Annotated in this window: 17 protein-coding genes; 5 read left to right on the top strand and 12 right to left on the bottom strand. The window is 69.9% G+C overall.

What is annotated here, in order from left to right; translation table 11 throughout:
- Positions 1-147: 147 nt before the first annotated feature.
- Positions 148-1,152: a M23 family metallopeptidase gene (locus ACLNGM_RS08695; RefSeq protein WP_416357992.1), complete on the top strand. Its 1,005-nt coding sequence runs from the start codon at positions 148-150 to the stop codon at positions 1,150-1,152.
- Between the two features lie 4 nt (positions 1,153-1,156).
- On the opposite strand, the gene ACLNGM_RS08690 is transcribed toward ACLNGM_RS08695, so the two are convergent.
- Entirely contained in the window at positions 1,157-1,312 is a 156-nt protein-coding gene (locus ACLNGM_RS08690; protein ID WP_175526830.1) for a hypothetical protein, read from the bottom strand.
- A gap of 136 nt (positions 1,313-1,448) precedes the next feature.
- Here ACLNGM_RS08690 and ggt point away from each other — a divergent pair, with 136 nt between their 5' ends.
- Positions 1,449-3,194, top strand: coding sequence for a gamma-glutamyltransferase (gene ggt / locus ACLNGM_RS08685; RefSeq protein WP_416357991.1), 1,746 nt, complete (start codon positions 1,449-1,451; stop codon positions 3,192-3,194).
- Here ggt and ACLNGM_RS08680 read toward each other — a convergent pair.
- From ACLNGM_RS08680 to ACLNGM_RS08650, 7 genes are all read right to left on the bottom strand, one after another.
- The gene (locus ACLNGM_RS08680) at positions 3,188-3,838 is read right to left on the bottom strand and encodes a hypothetical protein (RefSeq protein ID WP_090962974.1); all 651 of its coding nucleotides are present in this window, start codon (positions 3,836-3,838) and stop codon (positions 3,188-3,190) included. The genes ggt and ACLNGM_RS08680 overlap by 7 nt on opposite strands.
- A gap of 462 nt (positions 3,839-4,300) precedes the next feature.
- Positions 4,301-4,942, bottom strand: a complete 642-nt coding sequence (dhaL, locus tag ACLNGM_RS08675) for a dihydroxyacetone kinase subunit DhaL (protein WP_416357990.1) — start codon at positions 4,940-4,942, stop codon at positions 4,301-4,303.
- 14 nt (positions 4,943-4,956) lie between these two features.
- Entirely contained in the window at positions 4,957-5,955 is a 999-nt protein-coding gene (locus ACLNGM_RS08670; RefSeq protein WP_416357989.1) for a dihydroxyacetone kinase subunit DhaK, read from the bottom strand.
- A gap of 43 nt (positions 5,956-5,998) precedes the next feature.
- The gene (locus ACLNGM_RS08665) at positions 5,999-6,766 is read right to left on the bottom strand and encodes an SDR family oxidoreductase (protein ID WP_416357988.1); all 768 of its coding nucleotides are present in this window, start codon (positions 6,764-6,766) and stop codon (positions 5,999-6,001) included.
- 75 nt (positions 6,767-6,841) lie between these two features.
- A complete protein-coding gene (locus tag ACLNGM_RS08660) occupies positions 6,842-7,822 on the bottom strand; it encodes a substrate-binding domain-containing protein (RefSeq protein WP_090962966.1) in 981 nt (326 codons plus the stop codon).
- Between the two features lie 96 nt (positions 7,823-7,918).
- The gene (locus ACLNGM_RS08655) at positions 7,919-8,923 is read right to left on the bottom strand and encodes an ABC transporter permease (protein ID WP_090962964.1); all 1,005 of its coding nucleotides are present in this window, start codon (positions 8,921-8,923) and stop codon (positions 7,919-7,921) included.
- A gap of 53 nt (positions 8,924-8,976) precedes the next feature.
- Positions 8,977-10,458 carry a sugar ABC transporter ATP-binding protein gene (locus ACLNGM_RS08650; RefSeq protein ID WP_416357987.1) on the bottom strand — a complete coding sequence of 494 codons (1,482 nt, stop codon included), beginning with the start codon at positions 10,456-10,458 and terminating at the stop codon, positions 8,977-8,979.
- A gap of 181 nt (positions 10,459-10,639) precedes the next feature.
- Between ACLNGM_RS08650 and dhaL (ACLNGM_RS08645) the strand changes: the two genes are divergently transcribed.
- From dhaL (ACLNGM_RS08645) to ACLNGM_RS08635, 3 genes are all read left to right on the top strand, one after another.
- Positions 10,640-11,308: a dihydroxyacetone kinase subunit DhaL gene (gene dhaL / locus ACLNGM_RS08645; RefSeq protein ID WP_416357986.1), complete on the top strand. Its 669-nt coding sequence runs from the start codon at positions 10,640-10,642 to the stop codon at positions 11,306-11,308.
- The gene (locus ACLNGM_RS08640; protein WP_416357985.1) at positions 11,308-13,356 is read left to right on the top strand and encodes a bifunctional sugar-binding transcriptional regulator/dihydroxyacetone kinase subunit DhaK; all 2,049 of its coding nucleotides are present in this window, start codon (positions 11,308-11,310) and stop codon (positions 13,354-13,356) included. The genes dhaL (ACLNGM_RS08645) and ACLNGM_RS08640 overlap by 1 nt, the downstream gene beginning before the upstream one ends.
- A 99-nt stretch (positions 13,357-13,455) precedes the next feature.
- Entirely contained in the window at positions 13,456-13,797 is a 342-nt protein-coding gene (locus ACLNGM_RS08635) for a CsbD family protein (protein WP_416357984.1), read from the top strand.
- A 73-nt stretch (positions 13,798-13,870) separates the two neighbouring features.
- Here the strand turns inward: ACLNGM_RS08635 and ACLNGM_RS08630 are convergent, their stop codons facing one another.
- From ACLNGM_RS08630 to ACLNGM_RS08615, 4 genes are all read right to left on the bottom strand, one after another.
- Entirely contained in the window at positions 13,871-17,314 is a 3,444-nt protein-coding gene (locus ACLNGM_RS08630; protein WP_416357983.1) for an SbcC/MukB-like Walker B domain-containing protein, read from the bottom strand.
- Positions 17,307-18,011 (bottom strand): DUF4194 domain-containing protein, encoded by a 705-nt coding sequence (locus ACLNGM_RS08625; RefSeq protein ID WP_416357982.1) that lies wholly within the window; start codon positions 18,009-18,011, stop codon positions 17,307-17,309. Before ACLNGM_RS08625 ends, ACLNGM_RS08630 begins: the two co-directional genes overlap by 8 nt.
- Positions 18,001-19,392, bottom strand: coding sequence for a Wadjet anti-phage system protein JetA family protein (locus ACLNGM_RS08620; RefSeq protein ID WP_090962951.1), 1,392 nt, complete (start codon positions 19,390-19,392; stop codon positions 18,001-18,003). Before ACLNGM_RS08620 ends, ACLNGM_RS08625 begins: the two co-directional genes overlap by 11 nt.
- 105 nt (positions 19,393-19,497) lie before the next feature.
- Positions 19,498-20,064 (bottom strand): NUDIX hydrolase, encoded by a 567-nt coding sequence (locus ACLNGM_RS08615; protein ID WP_416357981.1) that lies wholly within the window; start codon positions 20,062-20,064, stop codon positions 19,498-19,500.
- Between the last annotated feature and the right edge of the window lie 41 nt (positions 20,065-20,105).

Genomic DNA, 20,105 nt, shown 5'->3' with positions numbered 1-20,105 from the left:
CGTCCGACCCTTAGCCGAACGCGCAAGCCTCTGACAAACCCTCCAAAGCCCTAGACAGACCCTGCGCCGGCGGTTCCCGCCATGCCTGTGCCCGATTTGCAGCCGACGCCTCGAGGCCGGGACACCTGACGGGAGCGGACCCTTTTTATGAGACGCCACGCGATCATCGCCGCCCTTGCCGCCGCGGCGCTCGGGACCGGTATCCCGGCGGCCCGCGCCGAATTCCGGCTCGGCCTGCCCGTCGCATGCACGATCGGGCAGGACTGCTTCGTCCAGCAGTGGCCCGACATGGACGCCGGCCCCGGCGCCAGCGATCCGTTCTGCGGCATGGCCGCCTATGACGGGCACGACGGGCTCGACATTCGTGTACGCTCCATGGCCGACGTGGCGCGGGGCGTCGACGTGGTCGCGCCCGCTGCGGGCACAGTGAAGGGCGTTCGCGACGCGATGCCCGACCGGCTGATCGGGTCGACCCGCGAATCGCGCGACAGCGTCAAGGGCGTCGAGTGCGGCAACGGCGTGGTGATCGACAACGGCGACGGCTGGGAAACGCAGGTCTGTCATCTGCGACGCGGCAGCATCCGGGTGAAGACCGGCGACCGGGTCGAGGCAGGCACGGTGCTCGGGCAGATCGGTGCGTCGGGCGCCGCCGAGTTCCCGCATGTCCACCTGTCGGTGCGCCGCAACGGCGAAAAGATCGATCCGGCGAGCGGGAGAACGGTCGGCGCCGGCTGCTCGTCCGGCCCGGCCTTTGCCGGCACGCTGTTCGACCCGGCGGCCGTCGCCGCCCTGTCCAAGGGCTCGACCGCGGTTCTCGGCCTCGGTCTTGCGGCCGCCCCGGTCGACTACGCGCGCCTCGTCGTCGAGGGCGGACCGCCGACCCCGCCGGCCGGCGGCAATGCGGCGATCGTCTGGGCCTGGGTCAACAACCTGTCGAAGGGCGATACGCTCGCCTTCCGCATGACGGCGCCGGACGGCACGCCGTTTTACGAGGGATCGAGCCCCCCGGTTGACAGCAACAAGGCGGTCTACTCCGCCTTTGCCGGCCGCAAGCGTCCGCTGGCGCCCGGCCCCTGGACCGTCGCCGTCGACGTGGTGCGCAACGGCGAGACCGTGGTGTCCGGGAGCCGCCGGATCGACGTGAAGGGCTGAGGGGTCAGCCGGCGGCCGGAAGGCGCTCGACAAGCCGGCCGGCTCCCGCACGACGGAGCCCCACATCGGCGAGCAGCCGCGCGTCGAGGTGACGGATGGCGTCGAGCGACGCAAGGCGGCGGCGACGGGCGCTGACAAGGCGGCTGAAGCGGGCGAGCATGGCGTCCTCCTTCGGATCGGCCTCGTTCTGCCCATGCTCCGTTTCACGCGAACGACAGGTTCGTGTCGCTTTCGTTTCGACAGCGCGGCCGACTTGGGCCATCCTCCCTCGGGTCGAAGAGATCGGGGAGCCTCTGATGTCCATCCATCGCCTTGCGCGCGCCGGCCAGGCCGGCGTCCTGACGCTCTGCCTCCTGCAGACCGCCGCCGCCTTCGCCGCCTCGCCCGCGCCTGTCGCCGGCGAGAACGGCATGGTCGTCACCGCCCAGCGACTGGCGAGCGAGGTCGGCGTCGACGTCCTGAAGGCGGGCGGCAACGCGGTGGATGCCGCGGTCGCCGTCGGCTATGCGCTGGCCGTCACCTATCCGACTGCCGGCAATCTCGGCGGCGGCGGCTTCATGACGATCCGCCTCAAGGACGGCCGCTCGACTTTCATCGACTTCCGAGAGCGCGCGCCCGGCCGGGCGACCCGCGACATGTATCTCGACAAGGACGGCAACCCGGTCGAGGGCCTGTCCACCGACGGCTATCTCGCGGTCGGCGTGCCCGGCTCGGTCGCGGGCTTCGAGTATGCGCGCGAGCGCTACGGTACGCGCGAGCGACCCGACCTCCTCGCCCCGGCGATCCGGCTCGCGAGCGACGGCTTCGCCCTCTCGCCCGGCGACGTCGCGAGCTTCCGGGAGAGCAATGCGGACCTCGCCAAGGACCCGGCAGCCGCCGCGATCTTCCTGAAAGGCGGCACGGCGCCCTATGCGGTGGGTGAGCGGCTGGTGCAGAGCGATCTCGCCGGCGTCCTGCGGACGATTTCCGAGCGCGGACCCGACGGCTTCTACCGCGGGCCGGCAGCGCAGGCGATCGTCGCAGCCTCGCGGGCCCATGGCGGCATCCTCGAGACCGCCGACTTCGAAGGCTACAAGGTCCGCGAACTCGCGCCCATCCGCTGCGACTACAAGGGCTACGAGATCGTCTCCTCGCCGCCGCCGAGCTCCGGCGGTGTCATCATCTGCGAGATCCTCAACATCCTGAAGGCCTACCCGATCGCCTATACCGGGTTCGGCTCGGCCGAGACCGTCCACCTGATGGCCGAGGCGATGCGCCATGCCTATGTCGACCGGAACTCGGCGCTCGGCGACCCGGATTTCGTCAACAACCCGGTCGACAAGCTCCTGTCCGAGGAGCATGCGGCCGAAATTCTCGCCAAGATCGACCCCAACCGCGCGGGTGTCTCGGCCGACCTCAAGCCGGCCGGCATGGGCGAGAGCCACGAGACGACGCACTATTCGATCGTCGACAAGGACGGCAACGCGGTCGCCGTCACCTACACCCTGAACGGCTCGTTCGGCGCGCGGGTCGTCGCCCCCGGCACCGGCGTCCTCCTCAACAACGAGATGGACGACTTCACGCAGAAGCTCGGCGTTCCCAACCTCTACGGCCTCGTGCAGGGCGAGGCCAACGCGATCGAGCCGGGTAAGTCACCGCTCTCCTCGATGAGCCCGACGGTGGTCTCGAAGGACGGCGAGCCGCTGATGGTGATCGGCAGTCCCGGTGGCTCGCGCATCATCACCATCACGCTGGAGGCAATCCTCAACGTCATCGAGCACGGGATGGACATCCAGGAGGCGATCGACGCGCCGCGCATCCACCACCAGTGGCAGCCCGACCGCATCACGATCGAGCCGCACGCCCTGTCGCCGGACACGATCGCGCTTCTGGCTGCCAAGGGCCACAAGGTCGCCGAGGATCCGGACTGGCCGGTCTGGGGTGAGGCGGCGGGCATCCTGATCGGCGGTCCGAGCCTTGCCGCGCGGGACCCGGCTTCGAAGGAGCGCTTCTTCGGCGCGATCGACAGCCGCGCGACCGCGGGCGCCGCGATCGGCTACTGAGAGCCGATCGGATCGGCGCCGCGCAGGGCGACGGCATCCGTCGTCGCCTCGCTGCGGATGCCGGCGAGAACCCAGCCGGCCGCAGTCGCCAGCACGACATAGCCAAGGAGCTCGGCCGTTTCCTCGAGGAACGTGCCGAGCCAGGCAACGCCGGCAAAATGCGGCGCACCGTCGAACACGGCCCCGAGGCCGACGAGACCGGCCGCCACGGCAAAGGGCCAGCCGCGCAGGCTGAGTCCGTAGGCGAGGAAGGTGCGCCAGTGACGCCACCCGCGAACGAGGCAGGGCAGGACGAGAACCACGAGCGCCAGCGCCTCATGCCAGCGGAATGCATCCGAGGCGAGATAGGTGGTGACCGGACCGACCGGCGGCAGTTCCAGTTCTCGCAGGAGGAAAACGAGGTAAAGAAGGGTGGCGAGATAGGCGGCGATGCGCTCGGGGCCTCTTAGTCCGGCAGCCGCTGCGCCGGAGAATACGGCCGCCGCCAGGAGAGCCGCCTCCTGAACCCATTCCAGTGGACCATTCTCGTGCGCGGCCAAAGGCAGACCCAGTGTCCACCACGAAAAGAGGGCCCCGAGAAGGGTAAGGGTCATTACGCCCGCCAGGAGCTTGGCGAAGCCGTTTCGAAATTCCAGATGCTGCATCGTGTCCCCACAGTCTGCGCAGCACGCTAGAGTCCGTAAGGGAACCTGTCATCCCATATGACAGAATGATGAATAGGCGGCTACGGTCCTGTGGCATTTTGGTCTCGGATGGGAAATCCGCAGACTTATACCGCAATGCAGCTATGCGGTTTTTGCACTACAGCATTTCGATCCGAACCCCTATGTTCGAAGCATCAGAGAAACGGAAGCGGCACCCGCGGGGCCTCGACCGATCCTCTCAAGAGTTTCGCGTCGGCCACTCTCCTCCCAACGGCCGAAGCGGATCGAAGCCCGCGTTCCTCCCACGCTGGCTTTACCCATGACGCCCTGCCGGTCCTCCCCCGGCAGGGCGTTTTGCGTTGGGCGATGCGCGGATCGCGCGGGTTTCCGTCTCGCACAGAAAAAGGGGAGAATCCGCGGACCCTCCCCTTCCCGATTTCGTCTTGCCAGACGCGATGCTGCTCAGGCGAGCCGTGCTTTGGCGCCGTCCGCAAGGCTCTTGAGGATCATCGCGCAGGACGTCGCGCCCGCATCGAGCACCCCGCGCGAGCGCTCGCCGAGGCGGCTCGCCCGGCCGATCTTCGCCACGAGGTCGATCGTCGAGTCGCGCCCCTTTTCGGCGGCCGCCACCAACGCATCCAGCGCCTCGGCGAAGGACTTGCCCTCGGCGGTCGCCGCATCGAAGGCCTCCACCGCCGGCACGAACGTGTCGAGCAGCGTCTTGTCGCCGACCTTGGCCGAGCCGATCGACTGCACGCCTTCGAGGCCCTTGTGCAGCATGGTCGAGAACAGGGCGGCGTCGATCGCGTCCCGGCCCTCGATGGCTTCGGCGAATTCGGTGAAGGTCATGCCGTAGAGCGGACCCATCGAGCCGCCGATCTCGCCCATCAGCACCTCGCCGAGGAGCGCGAAGGCCTCTGCCAGCGACGCGTCGCGGCCCTTCAGCCGCTCGGCCGCCATGCCGAAGCCCTTGGCCATGTTCACGCCGTGGTCGCCGTCGCCGATCTTGCCGTCGATCTCCGACAGATAGGCCTTGTTCTCGACGATCCGCGCCGCCATCGCCTCGACGATCGCACCGCTGCCGGCATTCGGGAAGCTCTGCATCGGTCCGGTCTCCCTCAACCCTGGAAGCCGGGCGCGCGGGCCTCGGCGTCGAGAAGGCGCTTCAGTTCGTCGTCGAGCGCCAGCAGGGTCAGCGTCGCGCCGACCATCTCCAGCGAGGTGAAATAGTTGCCGACATAGGTGCGGTAGACCGTGAGGCCGCGACCGGTGATCTCGGCCTCGATCGTGTCGTTGAGGATGTATAGTTCGTTGAGCGGCGTCGCACCGAGGCCCGAGACGAGGACCGCAACCTCGGTGCCCGCGGCGAGCGCGTGGTCGTTGAGGACGATCTTGGCCATGTCGCGCGCGACCTCGGCGGCCGTTTTCAACGGTTCGACGCGGATGCCGGGCTCGCCATGGTGGCCGATTCCGACCTCCATCGTGCCGGCCTCGATCTGGAAGTTGGGATGGCCGACGGCCGGCAGGGTGCAGGGCCCGAGGCCGACGCCGATCGAGCGGCAATTGTCGATCGCCTTCTGAGCGGTGGCGCGCACCTCCTCGAGACTCGCGCCCTCGTTCGCCTTGGCGCCGCCGATCTTCCACATGAAGATTTCGCCCGCGACGCCGCGGCGCTTCTCGCGCTCCTCCGGCGGGGCCGAGCAGACGTCGTCGTTGGCCACCACGACGGCGACCTCGATGCCGTCCCTGGACGCCAGTTTCTGCGCCATCTTCACGTTCATGTTGTCGCCGGCGTAGTTGCCGTAGAGGCAGACGACGCCCGCACCGCCGCTCGCTTCCTTGATCGCGTCATGGAAGCTCTTCGCGGTCGGCGAGGAGAACAGCTCGCCCACGGCCACCGCGTCCACCAGCCCCTTGCCGGTGTAGCCGATGAAGGCCGGCTCGTGGCCCGAGCCGCCGCCGGTGACGACGCCGACGCGCCCGCTTTTCGGTGCGTGCGTGGAGACGACCACCCGCCGGTTCGTCTCCGACAGACGCACGAGGTCGCGATGGGCCTTCACGAAACCGCGGACGGTGTCGTCCACCACGTTGTCGGGATCGTTGATGAAACGCTGCATGGGACGAGGTCCGTTCTGAGGAGTTGGGCTGGGAGGCAGGGCTTCAGAGAATGGTGTAGCCGCCGTCGACCACGAGATCGGCGCCGTTGACCATGGCCGCGGCGCCCGAGGCGAGGAAGACGGCCGCCGCCGCGATCTCACCCGGATAGGCGAAGCGGCCGGTCGGAATGCGCTTCTTGGCGGCCTCGCCCTTCTCGCCGGCCCAGGCGGCCTTGCCGAGCTCGGTGAGGACGACGGTCGGCGAGATCGTGTTGGCGGTGATGCCGTGACGGCCCCACTCGGCGGCCAGCGTCTTGGTCAAGCCGATCACGCCGAATTTCGACGCGCAGTAGGCGATGTGCTCCTCGATCGCGACCGTGCCGGCCTGCGAGGCGAGGTTGACGATGCGCCCGCCGCGCCCGGCCGCGATCATGCGCTTTCCGGCGGCCTGGGAGATGAGGAACGTGCCCTTCAGGTTGATCGCGATCGTGCGGTCCCACTGGTCGAGCGTCAGGCTCTCGGCCGGGGCGAGCGCCACGATGCCGGCGCTGTTGACCACGATGTCGATCGCGCCGAACGCGCTCTCAGCCGCCCCGACGGCCTCCTCGACGGAGGCGGGATCGGCGACGTCGCAGCGGAAGGCGCGCGCACCGGATAGTTCGCCTGCGGTCGCCTCGGCGGCCTGGAGGTTGTTGTCGAGCAGCGCGACCCGCGCACCCTTCTGGCTCAGGGCGCGCGCGATCGCCTGGCCGATGCCCGAGCCGCCGCCCGTCACCAGCGCGACCTTGGTCGCCAGCGAGAAGTCGAGATCGATGGAAGGGTCGTCGCTCAAGGGACCGGCTCCAGGCTGTGGGGAAGGGCAGGATGGGGACGACGGCCGGGATGCCGGCCGCCGTCCGCGATGCGACTACTGGCGCGACTTCAGGAGCTCGTCGGCATTGGCCGTCGTCACCGGCGTCCAGGGGACGAGGTAGGTCTTCGCCTTGCCGTCTTCCCACTTCATCGACGGGTACTGGTTCCAGATCGGCGACTGCGGCTGGTAATCCGCCTTCACAGCCTTGATCGCGACGTCGAGCGCGCCCTGTGCCTGCGCGTTCGCGTCCTGCAAGATCGAGGCCATCTCGCCGGCCTTCACCGCATTGATCGCGTCGGTCACGCCGTCGATGCCGGCGATCGCGAAGTCGCTGACGTTGAGGCCGGCGGCCTTGATCGCCTCGATCGCGCCGAGCGCCATCTCGTCGTTCTGGCCGATCACGCCCTGGATCTGGCCGGGATGCGAGGTCAGCCAGTTCTCCATCAGCGTCTGGGCTTCGGCGCGCGACCAGTTGCCGGTCTGCTTCTCCAAGACCTTCACGTCGGGGCAGGCGGCGAGCGCCTTCTCGTTGCCCTCGAGGCGCTGGATCTGACCGCTCTGGCCGATCGGGCCCTCGATGATCACGAGGTTGCCCTTGCAGCCCATCTTGTCGAGAACGGCCTTGCCCTCGAGCTCGCCGGCCTCAACGTCGTTGGAGCCGACATAGGAGGTCAGGAGATCGGAATTGACGCGCGCGTTGGAGCCGACGACCGGAATGCCGGCATCGACCGCGGCCTGCACGGGCGCGGCGCCCGCCTCGATATCCATCGGCACGAAGATGATCGCGTCATACTGCTGCGTGATCATCGTGTTGAACTGTTCCTGCTGGACCAGCGCGTCGTAGCGGCCGTCGAACACGGTCACCTCGACCTCGCCCTTCTGCACGGCCGGATGCTTCTGCAGCGCGGCGGTCCAGATCTGCATGAACTCGGCGTTGAGGCCGTAGACGGTCGCGCCGATCTTCAGCTTCTCCTGGGCGAGCACCGGACCGGTGAGCGCGGTGGCAAGGCCAAGGGCGAGCAGTAGGGTCTTCATCGTCAAGTCTCCTCCCGAGTGGAACTGGTGGTCGGGCCGCCGGAATGGTGGCCCCCTTTCGGTCCGGCTCGTCGCCGGACGGAACGCGTCGAGCGCTCAGCCGGCGTGGCTGCGCTTCTGGTCCAGCATTACCGCGCCCACGATCAGGGCGCCCTTGAGGATCTGCTGGTAGTAGGATTGGATGCCCATGAGATCGAGGCCGTTGTTCATCACGCCGATGATCAGCGCGCCGATCAGGGTGCCGGTGACGCGGCCGACACCGCCCGACAGCGAGGTGCCGCCGATGACGACCGCGGCGATCGCATCGAGCTCGTAGGCGACGCCCGCCTGCGGCAGGGCCGAGCCGGTCCGGGCCGACAGGATCATGCCGGCAAGACCCGCGAGCGCGCCCGAGATGACGTAGACCATGAAGCGGATGCGGGCGACGTTGATGCCCGAGGTCTTGGCTGCGTGCGGGTTGCCGCCGACGGCATAGATGTAGCGGCCGAAGCGGGTCGAGGAGAGAAGCCACCACGAGACGGCGAAGACGAGGGCGAGGATCACGACCGGTAGCGGCACGCCGAAGACGTTTCCGGTCCCGATCCAGCGGAACTCCGGGATGAGGCCCGGCACGGGACGGCCGCCGCCGTAGATCAGCGTCATGCCGCGCGCGGCCGACAGCATGCCGAGCGTCGCCACGAAGGCCGGTACGTTGAAGCGCGAGACGATGAGGCCGACGATCGCGCCGCTCAGGACGCCGACGCCGATGCCGATCGCGAGCGCCAGCACCATCGGGTACGGCCCGCCCGCGACGCTGGCGTTCGCCGTCGTCGTCACGAAGCTGGCGCTGACGATGCCGGCGAGCGCCACCACCGAGCCGACCGACAGGTCGATGCCCCGCGTCAGAATGACGAAGGTCATGCCGATGGCGAGGATGCCGTTGATCGACGTCTGCAGAAGGACGTTCGAGATGTTGCCGGCCGTCAGGAAGTAGGGGCTGGAGACGGCCAGCACGCCGACCAGGATCAGGAAGGCGATGAAGATGCCGTATTCCTGGATCAGAAGCCGGCGGCGCTCGGCGCCCGCGTTGGGATCGGCGGCTTTTGCGTTGATGTCGGTCACGGGATCGTCTCCCCAAGAGGTCATGCGCGGGCGCGGGCTGCGAGAAGCCCGGTTCAGGTCGAAAGATGGACGAGCGATTGCGCGCTGGCTTCGCTCCGGTCGAGGATGCCGGCCGAGCGCCCGCCCCGCATCACCATCACGCGGTCCGAAAGGCCGAGCACCTCGTCGATCTCCGACGAGATCATCGCGACCGTGCCGCCGGCGGCGGCGAACTCGCAGATGATGCGATAGATCTCGCGCTTGGCGCCGACATCGACGCCGCGGGTGGGCTCGTCGAGGAGCAGCACCCGGGGGTTCCGCAGGAACCACTTGCCGAGCACGACCTTCTGCTGATTCCCGCCCGACAGGCCGGACACCGGCATCGTGTCGCGCGCCGCCTTGATGCCGAAGCGCGCGATCATCTCGTGGGCGGCGGCCGCCTCGTCTCGGCCGCGCATGGCAAAGGCCGGGCTCATCTCGGGCAGGCTCGCCAGCGCGATGTTGCCGCGAACCGAATCGTGGAGGTTGAGGCCGGTCTGCTTGCGGTCCTCGGTGACGAGCGCCAGCCCTTCGGCCATCGCATCGGCCGGCTTGCGGACCGCGATCTCGCGGCCGTCCACGGCAACGCGCCCTTCGGCCTTCGGGTCGAGGCCGAACAGCGCATCGAAGATCTCGGTGCGGCCCGAGCCCATCAGCCCGTAGATGCCGAAGATCTCGCCCTTGCGCACGCCGAACGAGATGTCCTCGATGCGGCCGGGGCTCGCCAGCCCCTCGACCCGCAGGCCGACCGTCTCGGACGGCGTGTTCGTCTTGATATATTCCTCGCCGAGCTCACGCCCGACGATCATGCCGATCAGGCCGGGGCGGTCGATCTCGGCGAGCTTGCCGCTCGAGACAAAGGCGCCGTCGCGAAAGACAGTGTAGCTGTCGGCGATCTGGAAGATCTCCGACAGGCGATGCGAGACGTAGACGATACCCCGCCCCTGCGCCTTCAGGCGCTCGATCGCGGCGAAGAGGTGCTGCGCCTCGCGCTCGCCGATGGCCGAGGTCGGTTCGTCCATGAAGATGACTTCGGCGTCGTGGCTGAGCGCTTTGGCGATCTCGACGAGCTGCATCTGGGCGACCGAGAGCGTCGCCATCGCCTGACGCGCGTCGATCGCGAAGCCGAGATCGTCGAGCAGGGCCTGCGCGCGGGCGTTCATGGTCCGAAAGTCGATGCCGCCGAAGCGGCCGGACGGCTCGCGCCCGAGGAAGATGTTCTCGGCGACGCTCATGTGGGGAACCGGGCTCAGTTCCTGCTCGATGATCGCGATGCCGGCTTTCAGCGCATCGGCGGGACTGGAGAAATCGACCGGCTGACCGTTGCGCCAGATCGTGCCGCCGTCGCGCTTCTGGATGCCCATGACGATGGTAAGGAAGGTGGACTTGCCCGCGCCGTTGCCGCCGCACAGGGCATGCACGGAGCCGGCCTCGAGCTCGAAGCGGCCGTCTCGCAGCGCGGCGACGCCGCCGAAGGACTTGCGCAGCCCTTCCACCTTCAGAAGCGGTTCCGACATTCCGACGTCCTCCCGAAACGCCTTTGCGGCGCTTCCGACGTCGACTCTCCCTTCGACGCCCCGTTTCGACATTAGTCAGATTGTTTCCGACAAATGTCAACACCGCATCGCCAAGCCGTGCCGATCGGCTGCCGGCGGGCCGACGCTTGCGCGATCGGCCGTGCGCTCCGACACTTGGGCCATGACACGAATCACAGCCGAACAGCTGGTCGAGATCCTGCGCACGGTGGCGCGCCGGATCGACGAGGCACGCGAGCATCTGGCAGACCTCGACGGCGCGATCGGCGATGCCGATCACGGCCGCACCATGTCGGAAGGGTTTGCGGCCGTCGTCCGTGATGCGCAGGACGCGGCCCATGCCGGCGCCGGCGCGGCCGACCTCCTGCCGATCGCCGCCCGCTCCTTCCTTGACGCTGTCGGCGCAACGGCGGGGCCGCTCTATGCCAGCGGCTTCCAGGAAGCCGGACGGCGGCTCGCGGGACGCGCGGAACTGTCGGACGGCGACCTCCTGACGCTCGTTGCGGGCCTTGGCGACGGGATCGCGCGTCGCGGCAAGGCGGTGCCGGGCGACAAGACGATGATGGACGCGTTCGGGCCCGCGCTACGGGCGATTGCGGCGGCCGAAGCATCCGGCGCGGACGTCGGGACCGCGCTCGGCCTGGCGGCGCGAGCCGCCGCCGAGGGCCGCGACGCGACCCGGACCATGGTCGCGTCGAAGGGCCGCGCGGCGCGGCTCGGGACCCGCAGCCTCGGGCATGTCGATCCCGGCGCCGCCTCGGCCGCGATCGTGATCGATGCGCTGCGCGAGGCCTTCGAGGCGATCCGCGCCGCACGCGGCGGGCGCGGCTGATGGCGCGCCCCGCCCCTCGCGCCGCCGGCGAGACGGCGATCCCGCTCCGCTTCGGTGACGACGCGCTCCTGTGGGCGTCCTGGCTCTATCACGAAGAGGGCATGACGCAGGGCGACATCGCCGCCGAGATGGGCGTCTCGCGGGCCTCGGTGAATACCTATCTTGCGGAGGCGCGAGCGCGCGGCCTTGTGACGATCGAGATCGAGCCGCGCCAGTTCCGGGCGCTCTCGCTCGCCGAGGCGCTGCGCAAGCGTTTCGATCTCGAGGACTGCCTCGTCGTGCCGACGAACGGCGGCGAGCGCTCGCTGAACGCGCGCCTCGGCGCAGCCGGCGCGCAGGCCCTCGCCCGCTTCGCGCGGCCCGGCGACACGCTTGCCGTGACCTGGGGCCGCACCATCCTGGCGCTGGTCGAGGCGCTGCGGGTCGCCCCGCTCGGCGACCTGCGCGTCGTGCAGGCAACGGGCGGCACCACGGCCAAGATCCCCTGGACCCCAGAGGCCTGTGCCTCACGCCTCGCCGAAGCGCTCGGCGGCCGCTGCATTCCGCTGTCGGCGCCCGCGATCGTCTCCAGCGCGGCGATGCGCGACATGCTCTTCGCCGAGCCCGTCCTCGCCGAACAGATGGCGGTCCTGTCCGAGGCGAACCGCATCCTCTTCGGCATCTCGTCGCTGCGGCCAGAGAGCACGATCCACACGAGCGGCTTTCTCGATGGGCCGGAGCGCCACGACTACGAGCAGGTGGCGATCGGCTCGATCGCGGGGCGCTTCATTTCGGCCTCCGGCGAACGCGTGCCCGGACCGCTCGACGGACGCACGATCGGGATCGACCTCGCGGCCTTGCGCGCCGTGCCGCAGCGCATCGCGGTGGCCGGCGGGTCCGACAAGGTGCCGGCCATCCTCGGCGCGTTGCGCGGCGGCTTCGTCAGCGTTCTCGTTACCGACACGCAGACCGGCTGGGGCATCCTGACGGCGGACGGCTGGAGCGAGACGCCGCGCCGCGCCGCACCGGCGGTGCCGGCCTCCGCACCGCTCGGCCGCACCCACACCAAGAAGCTCCTCAACGATCCCCGCGCGGCGGTCGACGAGGCGCTGGAGGGCGCCCTCGCCGCGCACGGCGACACGATCGCACCGGTGCCGGGCACGCCGCGCGCCGTCCGTGCCGTCCACGGGCCGCGTCCCGGCAAGGTCGGCGTCGTGATCGGCGGCGGCTCGGGCCACGAGCCGGCCTTCTGGGGCTATGTCGGGCCGGGGCTCGCGGACGCGGCGGTCGTCGGCAACCTTTTTGCCGCCCCGCCGCCCGGCCCCATCCTCGCGGGCACCCGCGCGATCAACGGCGGTGCCGGCGTCCTCTACGTCTTCGGCAACTTCTCCGGCGACGTGATGAACTTCGAGATGGCCGCCGAGGAACTGGCGTCGGACGGCATCGAGACGCGCTCGGTCGTGACGATCGACGACATCGCCTCGGCGCCGGCGGAGGCGGTCGGCTCGCGGCGCGGGGTCGCCGGCAACGTCTTCGTCTTCAAGATCGCGGGCGCGGCGGCCGACCGAATGATGCCGCTCGACGCCTGCGAGGCGGTGACGCGCCGGGCCGCGGCGCGCACCTTCTCGATGGGCGTCGCACTCGAACCCGGCACCATGCCCGAAACGCGCCGGCCGAGCTTTTCGCTCGGGCCGGCCGACATGGAGATCGGCGTCGGCGTCCACGGCGAGCCTGGCGTCGCACGCGAGCCCTTGGCCAGCGCCGACGCGGTGGCCGATCTCCTCGTCGACCGCCTCTTTGCCGAGATGCGTCTCGAGGCCGGAGCCCGCGTCGCGGTTCTCGTCAACTCGCTCGGCGGAACGCCCGCGATGGAGCTCTACGTCGTCCACCGCCGTGTGGCGCAGCGGCTGGCGGCGCGGCGCGTCGAGGTGGTCGGCGTCTGGGTCGGTCCCTACTACACCTCGCTCGACATGGCCGGCGTCTCCCTGTCGTTCCTCCACTGCGACGACGAACTTCTCGATCTTCTCCGCCATCCCTGCCGCAGCGCCGCGATGACGGTCGTCCGATAACGAGAATTTAAGGTGCGACAGATCGAACCAATCGCCGCCTAACGACTTATAGGCTCCGACAGCGGATCAACCGCTCGCCTATCAAGGAGTTTCGAACTCATGGACAACAACCGTCTCGAGGGCGCCGCCAAGGAGTTTGGCGGCAAGGTGCAGGGCGCTCTGGGTGACGCGTTCGGTTCCGAGAAGGACTCGGCCGAGGGCCGTCGCCGCCAGGCTGAAGGCGCCGCGCAGAACCTCCTCGGCCAGGGCAAGGATGCCGTGCGCGAGGCGACCCACGACGCGCAGAAGTACGCGACCGACCTCTACGAGAACGCTGGCGCCTATGCCGAGGAAGGCACGCGTGTGGTCCGCCGGACGATCCACGAGCATCCGCTCTCGTCGCTGCTGGCGGCCGGTGCCGTCGGCTTCGTGCTCGGCCTTCTGGCCCGCGACCGCGACTGATCGAGCGGACTGACCGGTTCTGATATCGCCCGCGTGCCGAGATCGGCACGCGGGCGTTTCTCGTTAGCGCCCGCTACTCGGCGGCCGAACGGAAGCCTTCCACCCCGCGGTGGTCGGGGTTGAGGCGCGCGAGCGCCTGCTTGGCCGTCTCGCCGGGATATTCGGTGTCGATATAGACCGCGCGCCCGTCGAGCGACTTGTTGACGAGGATGATCGTGTCGAGGACCTCGGTGAAGGTCGCACGCTTGTCCTCCGGGCCCGCGATCAGAAGCTGGAGCCCCATGTCGCGGAAGAAGCGCAGGAGCGCCTGCGTGTTCGGCACGTCGAGCTTATTGAAGGCCTCGTCGAAGAGCGCGAGACCCATGCCGACCGGACGCCCGGCGATGTGTCCGGGGAAGTAGGCGAGCGCCAGGGACGCGGCGATCGCGACGTAGAACGGCACCTGCGCCTCGCCGCCCGAGCCCTTCATGGCGCGCGACGACAGCGTGGTGCGATTGCCGTCGGCATCGCTCATCACGATCTCGAACGTGTAGTACTGGCGGTAGTCGGCGAGCAGCGCCGCGTCCTCCGCCCCCTCGATCATCGCCTCGACCTCGCCCATCGACGTCTCGAACGCCTCGTCGCCGAGCTGCCCGTCGGCGGCGCGCTGCGCCAGATCGTGCATACCCTCGAACCGCCCGTTGACGGCATAGGAGAAGGCGTAGGTCTGGCCGGTGAAGCGATGGCGCTTGAGAAGCCGGTTGATGCCGGCAAGGCGGTAGCCGACCCGCGCCAGCTTCTCCGACAGGCGTGCCAGAAGATCCTCGCGCATCATGCGTCGCATTTCGGCGGCCGCCTTCACGCAGGCGTCGCGATGGCCGCGCAGCTCGTGCGTTTCCAGTCGCGCCGCCTCGCCCTGCACCCAGGCGAGCGCCGCCACCATCGTCTCGCCGTCGAAGGCCGGCACCGGCGCACTCCAGCGGGACGCGTATTCGGTGAGCTCGCGTAGCGCCGACAACTGCTCGCGCCGCGCCGTGCCCTCCGCGCTCTCCGTCGCCGCCTCCGCCTCGTTGCGCCGGGTCGCCAGCCAGGCGGGCGCATCGCGCCGTTCGGCCTCGCCCACGGCGATCTCGGCCCGCAGCGCCGCGGCGACGCCGGCCAGCGTACGCGGCGCATCGTCGCCTGCCGGCACCAGCGCGAGAAGTTCGGCCGTCGCATCGGTCGCGAGCACAGCCCAGTTCCGGCGCCGGCGCGCGAACGCCACCCTGTGCCGCTCCGCCGCCATGTCGCCGCGCGCCTTGAGCGTCGCCACGATCTGGCGCAGCGTCTCGACCTTGGGCTCCACCTCCTCGGCGAGTTCGGTCGCATAGGCATCGCGCTCGGCCCGGATCTCCTCGATCTCGGCCTTCAGCGTCGCGGCCTCGCCGTCTTCCAGCGCCTTGCGGTCGCGCACCAGCTCGTCGGCGCGCTGGCGCACGCCGAGCGCCCGGCGCTCCAGCTCGGCCGGCCCCGCCTCCGGCGACAGGGCGACCAGCACCGGCCCCAGCGCCCGTGCGCCCTCGCGCGCCTCGCGTAGGCGCGTGCGCACCTCGGCGAGTTCCACCTCCAGGCGTCCCCGCTCCGCCTCGAGCCCGGCACCGTCGCTCGACGCGTTGCGGCGCCCGAACAGGAGATCGCCGAGATCGCGCTGGACGGAAAGTCCCATGCCCGACGAGGTCTTGCCGTTGCGCATGACGCCGCGCTCCAGCCGGTCGAGTTCGGCATCCGTCTCGGCCTTGCGGAAGGCGCCGATGCGCACGTTGAGGAAGGCGCGCGCATGCGGGTCGTCGGTCGTCAGCGCTTCGAGGATGCTGCCGGCCGGGGCGCGCGCGTTGATCGAGCGCGTCGCGGAGGTCTTGACCAGCGTGCAGCCGGCAAAGGCGTTCCGGTCGCGCCACATCAGGTCGAAGGCCTGGGAGAGCAGCGACGGTTCGACGATCAGCGCCTCGCGCCCGCGGCCGAGAAGGGCCTCGGCGGCATATTGCCAGCTGGGATCGGCGACATCGACGACGTCGCAGAGCGGCACAGCGGGAATGCCGGCGGCCTGAAGCTGGGCGAGAAGGCGCGAGGCCTCGCGCGACAGGGTGCCGCCAGCGCCCTTCGGCCGCGACAAGGCCCCGCGCAGGCGCTCCAGCTCCGCTTCGAGCGCATGGGCGCGGCTCCCAAGCCGCTCGGTCGCCTTGTCGAGCGCGGCCTCGAACCCGTCCGCGCGGCGCGCCGCCGTCACGAGGTCCTCCAGCCGGTCGCCCTTGCCGCGCGCATGGTCGAGGAAGCTGTCGCCGTCACGCACCAGGGTCAGTGCCTCGGCGGCCGCGCGTCCCGCCTCGACCGCGCCCGGCGGCAGGTCGGCCGCGTGGCGGAGCACGAGGCGGGCGAGCGTGCCGAGCGCCGTCGCGATCCGGCCCCAGCCCTGCTCGATCTCGCGGATGTCGCGTTCGTTGAGGCGCGTCTCGGCCGCGATCTCGCGCAGCCGCCCCTCGCCGCCACCGGCGGCCAGCCGGGCGGTCTTGTCGCGAATCTCCTCGTCCCACGAGCGGATCCACTCGCGCCGCGTCGTCAGCACGCCCTGCTCGATCGAAAGCTCCGCCTCGCGCTCGGTGAGCGACCGGCGGATGCCGAGCCATTCCTGTCCCGTGCGGCGCGCCTGGAAGGCGCTGGCGCGCCAGCGCCCGAGATCAGCCGCAAGGCGTTCGCGGCCCCAGGTCTCGAACTTGCCCGCAATGCGCGAGACGTGTCGGTGCTTGGCCTCGGCCTCCTCGATCAGGCCTTCCAGCTCGCGCCACGTCGCGATCGAGGCGCGCACGCGCTCGACGTCGAGCGGATCGGGCTCCAGCACGAAGTCGCGCACGAAGACGGTCGGGTCGAAGATCGGGCGGAAGGCGAGCGCGTTGGAGAAGGCGCGCAGGAAATGGCGCGCGTTGGGCGCCGCCGCCGGTCCGCGCATGGCGACCAGCATCTCGGCCGTGAACTTCTCGGCCGACGCCTTGTACTCGGCAAAGGCGGGGCAGTTCGCCCGCAGGTCGGCCGCGATCTCGCTCCACGGCATCACCGTCTCGACGCCGTTCTCGCGGCGGCGGACGGCTTCCAGCGAGAAGGCATGGCCGGGCGCGATGAAGCGGGACAGGATCTCCTCGCGCGTGTCGCCCTGGCGGGCGGCCATGGCGATGCCGACGGCGATCGGCTCGCCGGTCTGGTCGTTGGCGAAGGTGAGGACGAGGAGCGTCTCGCAGGACTGGCGCAGCGGCCGGCCGTTCTCGGCCGGATCGCCCGTCATGCCGAGGCAGTATTCCAGCACCGAGCGCGAGGAGCGACCGGAGGCGCTGGCATTGAGGTTCAGCCGGTTCTGGCTGGCGCCGGTGATGACGGTCTGGATCGCGTCCTGGATCGAGGTCTTGCCGGCACCCGTCGGGCCGATCAGCGCCGCCTCGCCGCGGATGTCGATGTCCTTGGCGTCGATCAGGTACCAGTTCGAAAGCGAAATCCGCCTGAGGCTATACATTCGACGCGTCCTCGGACGGGTTCCCCGGATCGTTGTCGGCGGCTTTCGGCCCGGAGGGAAGAGCGGCCGGGGCGCCCGCCCACAGGATCAGTTCCTTCACATAGGAATCGGGCACGAGAATGCCGATGCCGGGCAGGACGGCGAGCGGCGACACGCGGCGCACGCGGTCGCGCTCGCCGAGCCGCAGCGCGCCGTGGCGGGCGAAGGTGCGCAGGATCTCGAGAAGCCGGACCTCCTCCGGCGGCGGAGCCTGCGTCAGCGCCGCGATGCGATCGACGAGATCGTCGGTGGTGGCGCTGACGACGCTCCCGTCGCCGGCCTCGTGGGCGCGCAGCGCCTCCTCCCAGAGAAGGCGCAGCGCGAGGAGGACGATCGTCTCGTCCTTGCGCAGCCGCTCGAACATGCCGTCGTAGCGCGGCACGTCGGCGGGCACCGCGAGCGCCACCATCTGGTCGCGCGGCGACACCATCAGCCGGTAGCCGAGCGAGCCGAAATAGCGCTCGAAGAAGGTCGGATAGGCGCGCACGAGATCGTAGGTGCGCCCGACGTTGGGCGTATGCGAATAGACGCACTGGCGCGTCATCATCACCTGCAGCGCGCGCGTCATCTCCTCGGCCGTCGGTCGCTTGCCGGCGATGTGGCCGCCGGCCCAGTCGCCGTCCACGATGTCGCGGAATTCGTCGGTCTCAGGCGGCATCGACTTGGGCTCCCGGCCGGCGGCGGATCACGAAATCCTGGCATGTGATCCAGCGGTTGGCGCAGCGGTCCTCCAGGAACTCGATCTCGTAGCGCTTCGACAGGAGGCCGCCGAAGATCGAGGGCAGCTCGCGCAGGCGCTGGAAGGCGACAAAGTCGTCGACCGAGGCGAGCGTCACGTCGCGCGCGCGCACCTCCATGCGGGAGCCGAGAACCCGCTCGACATAGGCCGACAGCACCGGCGCGGTGACGCGGGTGCGCCGGACGTATTCCTCCTTGGCGCGGGCGTAGAGCACGGCGGCCGGATCGGGCGTCAGGTCGCGCAGGGCCACCATCGCGACGGGCGCCTTGTCGCGGCGCGGCGTCGGCACGTGCGGCGGCCCGAGCGGCAGGATGCGCGGGATCAACATCGGCGCGACGGGGATCTCGCCGTCCTCGCGCCGCGCCGCCACGAGACGCAGCGCTTCGGCGAGGTCGGCGGTGGAGCCGCCCGCGATCCGGTCCATCTGCCGTGCGGCGTTGACCATGCGGCGCTCGATGCGCGCCACCGTCGCGTTGATCGCGTCGAGGTGCCGCTCGGCCGCCTCGAAGACATGGACGATGCGCGAAAGCTCCTCGCGGATCTCCGCCTCGCCGTCGGCGCCGTCCCCGAGCCGCCCCTCGCGACCATAGGCCTCGCCGAGCGTCGATAGGAGCGCCCGGTTCTCGAACATCTCCGTCGCCTGCCGGATGATCGCCGTGCGGAAGCGGAACGGGTTGTCCTTGGTCTGGAGCGTCTTGAAGTCGCGGATGAGGTGCCGCTCGACGAAGTCGCCGAAGAACTGCCGGAAGATGGCGCGCAGCGACGGCTGGCGCAGGATGCGCTCCTCCGCCTGCCGAAGCGAGACGGCGACCGTGCGCATGTGGCCCATGAAGTCCTCGGCGCCGCGCAGCGCGTTGCGCAGGGCTTCGGAGCGCTCGTCCGGATGGGCGGCGGCGCCCTCGAGGCCGCTCAGCACTTCGAGGACCGCGCCGCCGTACGAGCGCGTCTCGCCGCGTTCGATGCGCGACAGAAGCTGGAGCAGCCCTGCGGCTTCCGGATCGAGATCGACGAGCCGCAGGTAGCGGTCGCGATGCTCCACCATCCAGCCGGTCTCGACCAGACGGTCGTAGACCGCCCGCGCCCGCTCCTCGGGACGGCCGGCAGGCATGTCCGGCTCGTCGTCCTCGCGCGCGGCGAGGAACGTCTCGATCGCACGCAGGACGTCGACCCGCCGCGGCGCCTCGGCCGAGGGCTCGAAGGTCTCGTGGAAGATATGGAGAAGGAGGTCGGAATAGAGCCGCTTCGCCGGAGCCGCCAACGGCTTGAAGAGATCCGGCGGCAGGACGTCGAAGAGCGGCATTCCGATCCGAAAGCTGGTTGCGCGGGGCGGGCGCTAGGGCGCCTCACGGCCCGATCACGGGCCGGGCGACCCGGACCGGACCTTGCGTGGACCTGTTCCCCGCTCTTAACCCTCTCGCGGGACGGGATCAACCGGCGGCCGCTGGCGCGCCGCCTTCTTGCCGCGCTTTCCGTCGAGACCAAAGAACTGCCGGGCGGGCTCGTGTCCTGGCAGCCGCAGGAAGACCTGACCGAGATCGGCCTCCTGCACATGTTCCGCGGCATCGACGATCCGGAACCAGCGACGCTCGCGCTGGTCCTTTTCCTTCCACGTCTTCAGCACCTTCTCGACGCGCAGGAGGAAGACGTCGACCTGCAGGAAACGCGTCTCCAGCCGGCCGCGCTGCCAGTAGGCGTAGCGCCCGACAGGGGCCGCCAGAAGCTTGCCCTTCACGCCGGCCTCCTCGCGCGCCTCGACGCCGGCGGCATCGTGGTCGTCGAGGCCGTTCATCGGCCAGCCCTTGGGAATGATCCAGCGGCGCGTCTCGCGCGAGGTGACCAGCAGCACTTCCAGTTCGCCGTCCTCGCGAAGGCGGACCGGAAGCGCGGCGATCTGATCGCGCGGCCCCTTGGCCGGTCCGGGATCGAACATCTGCATCGCCGTCTGCATCATCGCCTTCCAAAGCCTGGGCACGTCGCTCACAACCCTAGCGCGGGAGGCACACGTATGCGTCG

This window comes from Aureimonas phyllosphaerae (genome assembly GCF_047943035.1).
In the GTDB taxonomy this organism is placed as follows: domain Bacteria; phylum Pseudomonadota; class Alphaproteobacteria; order Rhizobiales; family Rhizobiaceae; genus Aureimonas; species Aureimonas phyllosphaerae.
Note: the sequence above shows the minus strand (reverse complement) of the source record. Positions and strands in the feature narration are given on the sequence as shown.

What these genes read in the sequence shown, in the direction of transcription:
- ACLNGM_RS08695 (WP_416357992.1), top strand. Translation starts at nt 148, where the DNA reads ATGAGACGCCACGCGATCATCGCCGCCCTTGCCGCCGCGGCGCTCGGG.
- ACLNGM_RS08690 (WP_175526830.1), bottom strand. Translation starts at nt 1,312, where the DNA reads ATGCTCGCCCGCTTCAGCCGCCTTGTCAGCGCCCGTCGCCGCCGCCTT.
- ggt (WP_416357991.1), top strand. Translation starts at nt 1,449, where the DNA reads ATGTCCATCCATCGCCTTGCGCGCGCCGGCCAGGCCGGCGTCCTGACG.
- ACLNGM_RS08680 (WP_090962974.1), bottom strand. Translation starts at nt 3,838, where the DNA reads ATGCAGCATCTGGAATTTCGAAACGGCTTCGCCAAGCTCCTGGCGGGC.
- dhaL (WP_416357990.1), bottom strand. Translation starts at nt 4,942, where the DNA reads ATGCAGAGCTTCCCGAATGCCGGCAGCGGTGCGATCGTCGAGGCGATG.
- ACLNGM_RS08670 (WP_416357989.1), bottom strand. Translation starts at nt 5,955, where the DNA reads ATGCAGCGTTTCATCAACGATCCCGACAACGTGGTGGACGACACCGTC.
- ACLNGM_RS08660 (WP_090962966.1), bottom strand. Translation starts at nt 7,822, where the DNA reads ATGAAGACCCTACTGCTCGCCCTTGGCCTTGCCACCGCGCTCACCGGT.
- ACLNGM_RS08650 (WP_416357987.1), bottom strand. Translation starts at nt 10,458, where the DNA reads ATGTCGGAACCGCTTCTGAAGGTGGAAGGGCTGCGCAAGTCCTTCGGC.
- dhaL (WP_416357986.1), top strand. Translation starts at nt 10,640, where the DNA reads ATGACACGAATCACAGCCGAACAGCTGGTCGAGATCCTGCGCACGGTG.
- ACLNGM_RS08640 (WP_416357985.1), top strand. Translation starts at nt 11,308, where the DNA reads ATGGCGCGCCCCGCCCCTCGCGCCGCCGGCGAGACGGCGATCCCGCTC.
- ACLNGM_RS08635 (WP_416357984.1), top strand. Translation starts at nt 13,456, where the DNA reads ATGGACAACAACCGTCTCGAGGGCGCCGCCAAGGAGTTTGGCGGCAAG.
- ACLNGM_RS08630 (WP_416357983.1), bottom strand. Translation starts at nt 17,314, where the DNA reads ATGTATAGCCTCAGGCGGATTTCGCTTTCGAACTGGTACCTGATCGAC.
- ACLNGM_RS08625 (WP_416357982.1), bottom strand. Translation starts at nt 18,011, where the DNA reads ATGCCGCCTGAGACCGACGAATTCCGCGACATCGTGGACGGCGACTGG.
- ACLNGM_RS08620 (WP_090962951.1), bottom strand. Translation starts at nt 19,392, where the DNA reads ATGCCGCTCTTCGACGTCCTGCCGCCGGATCTCTTCAAGCCGTTGGCG.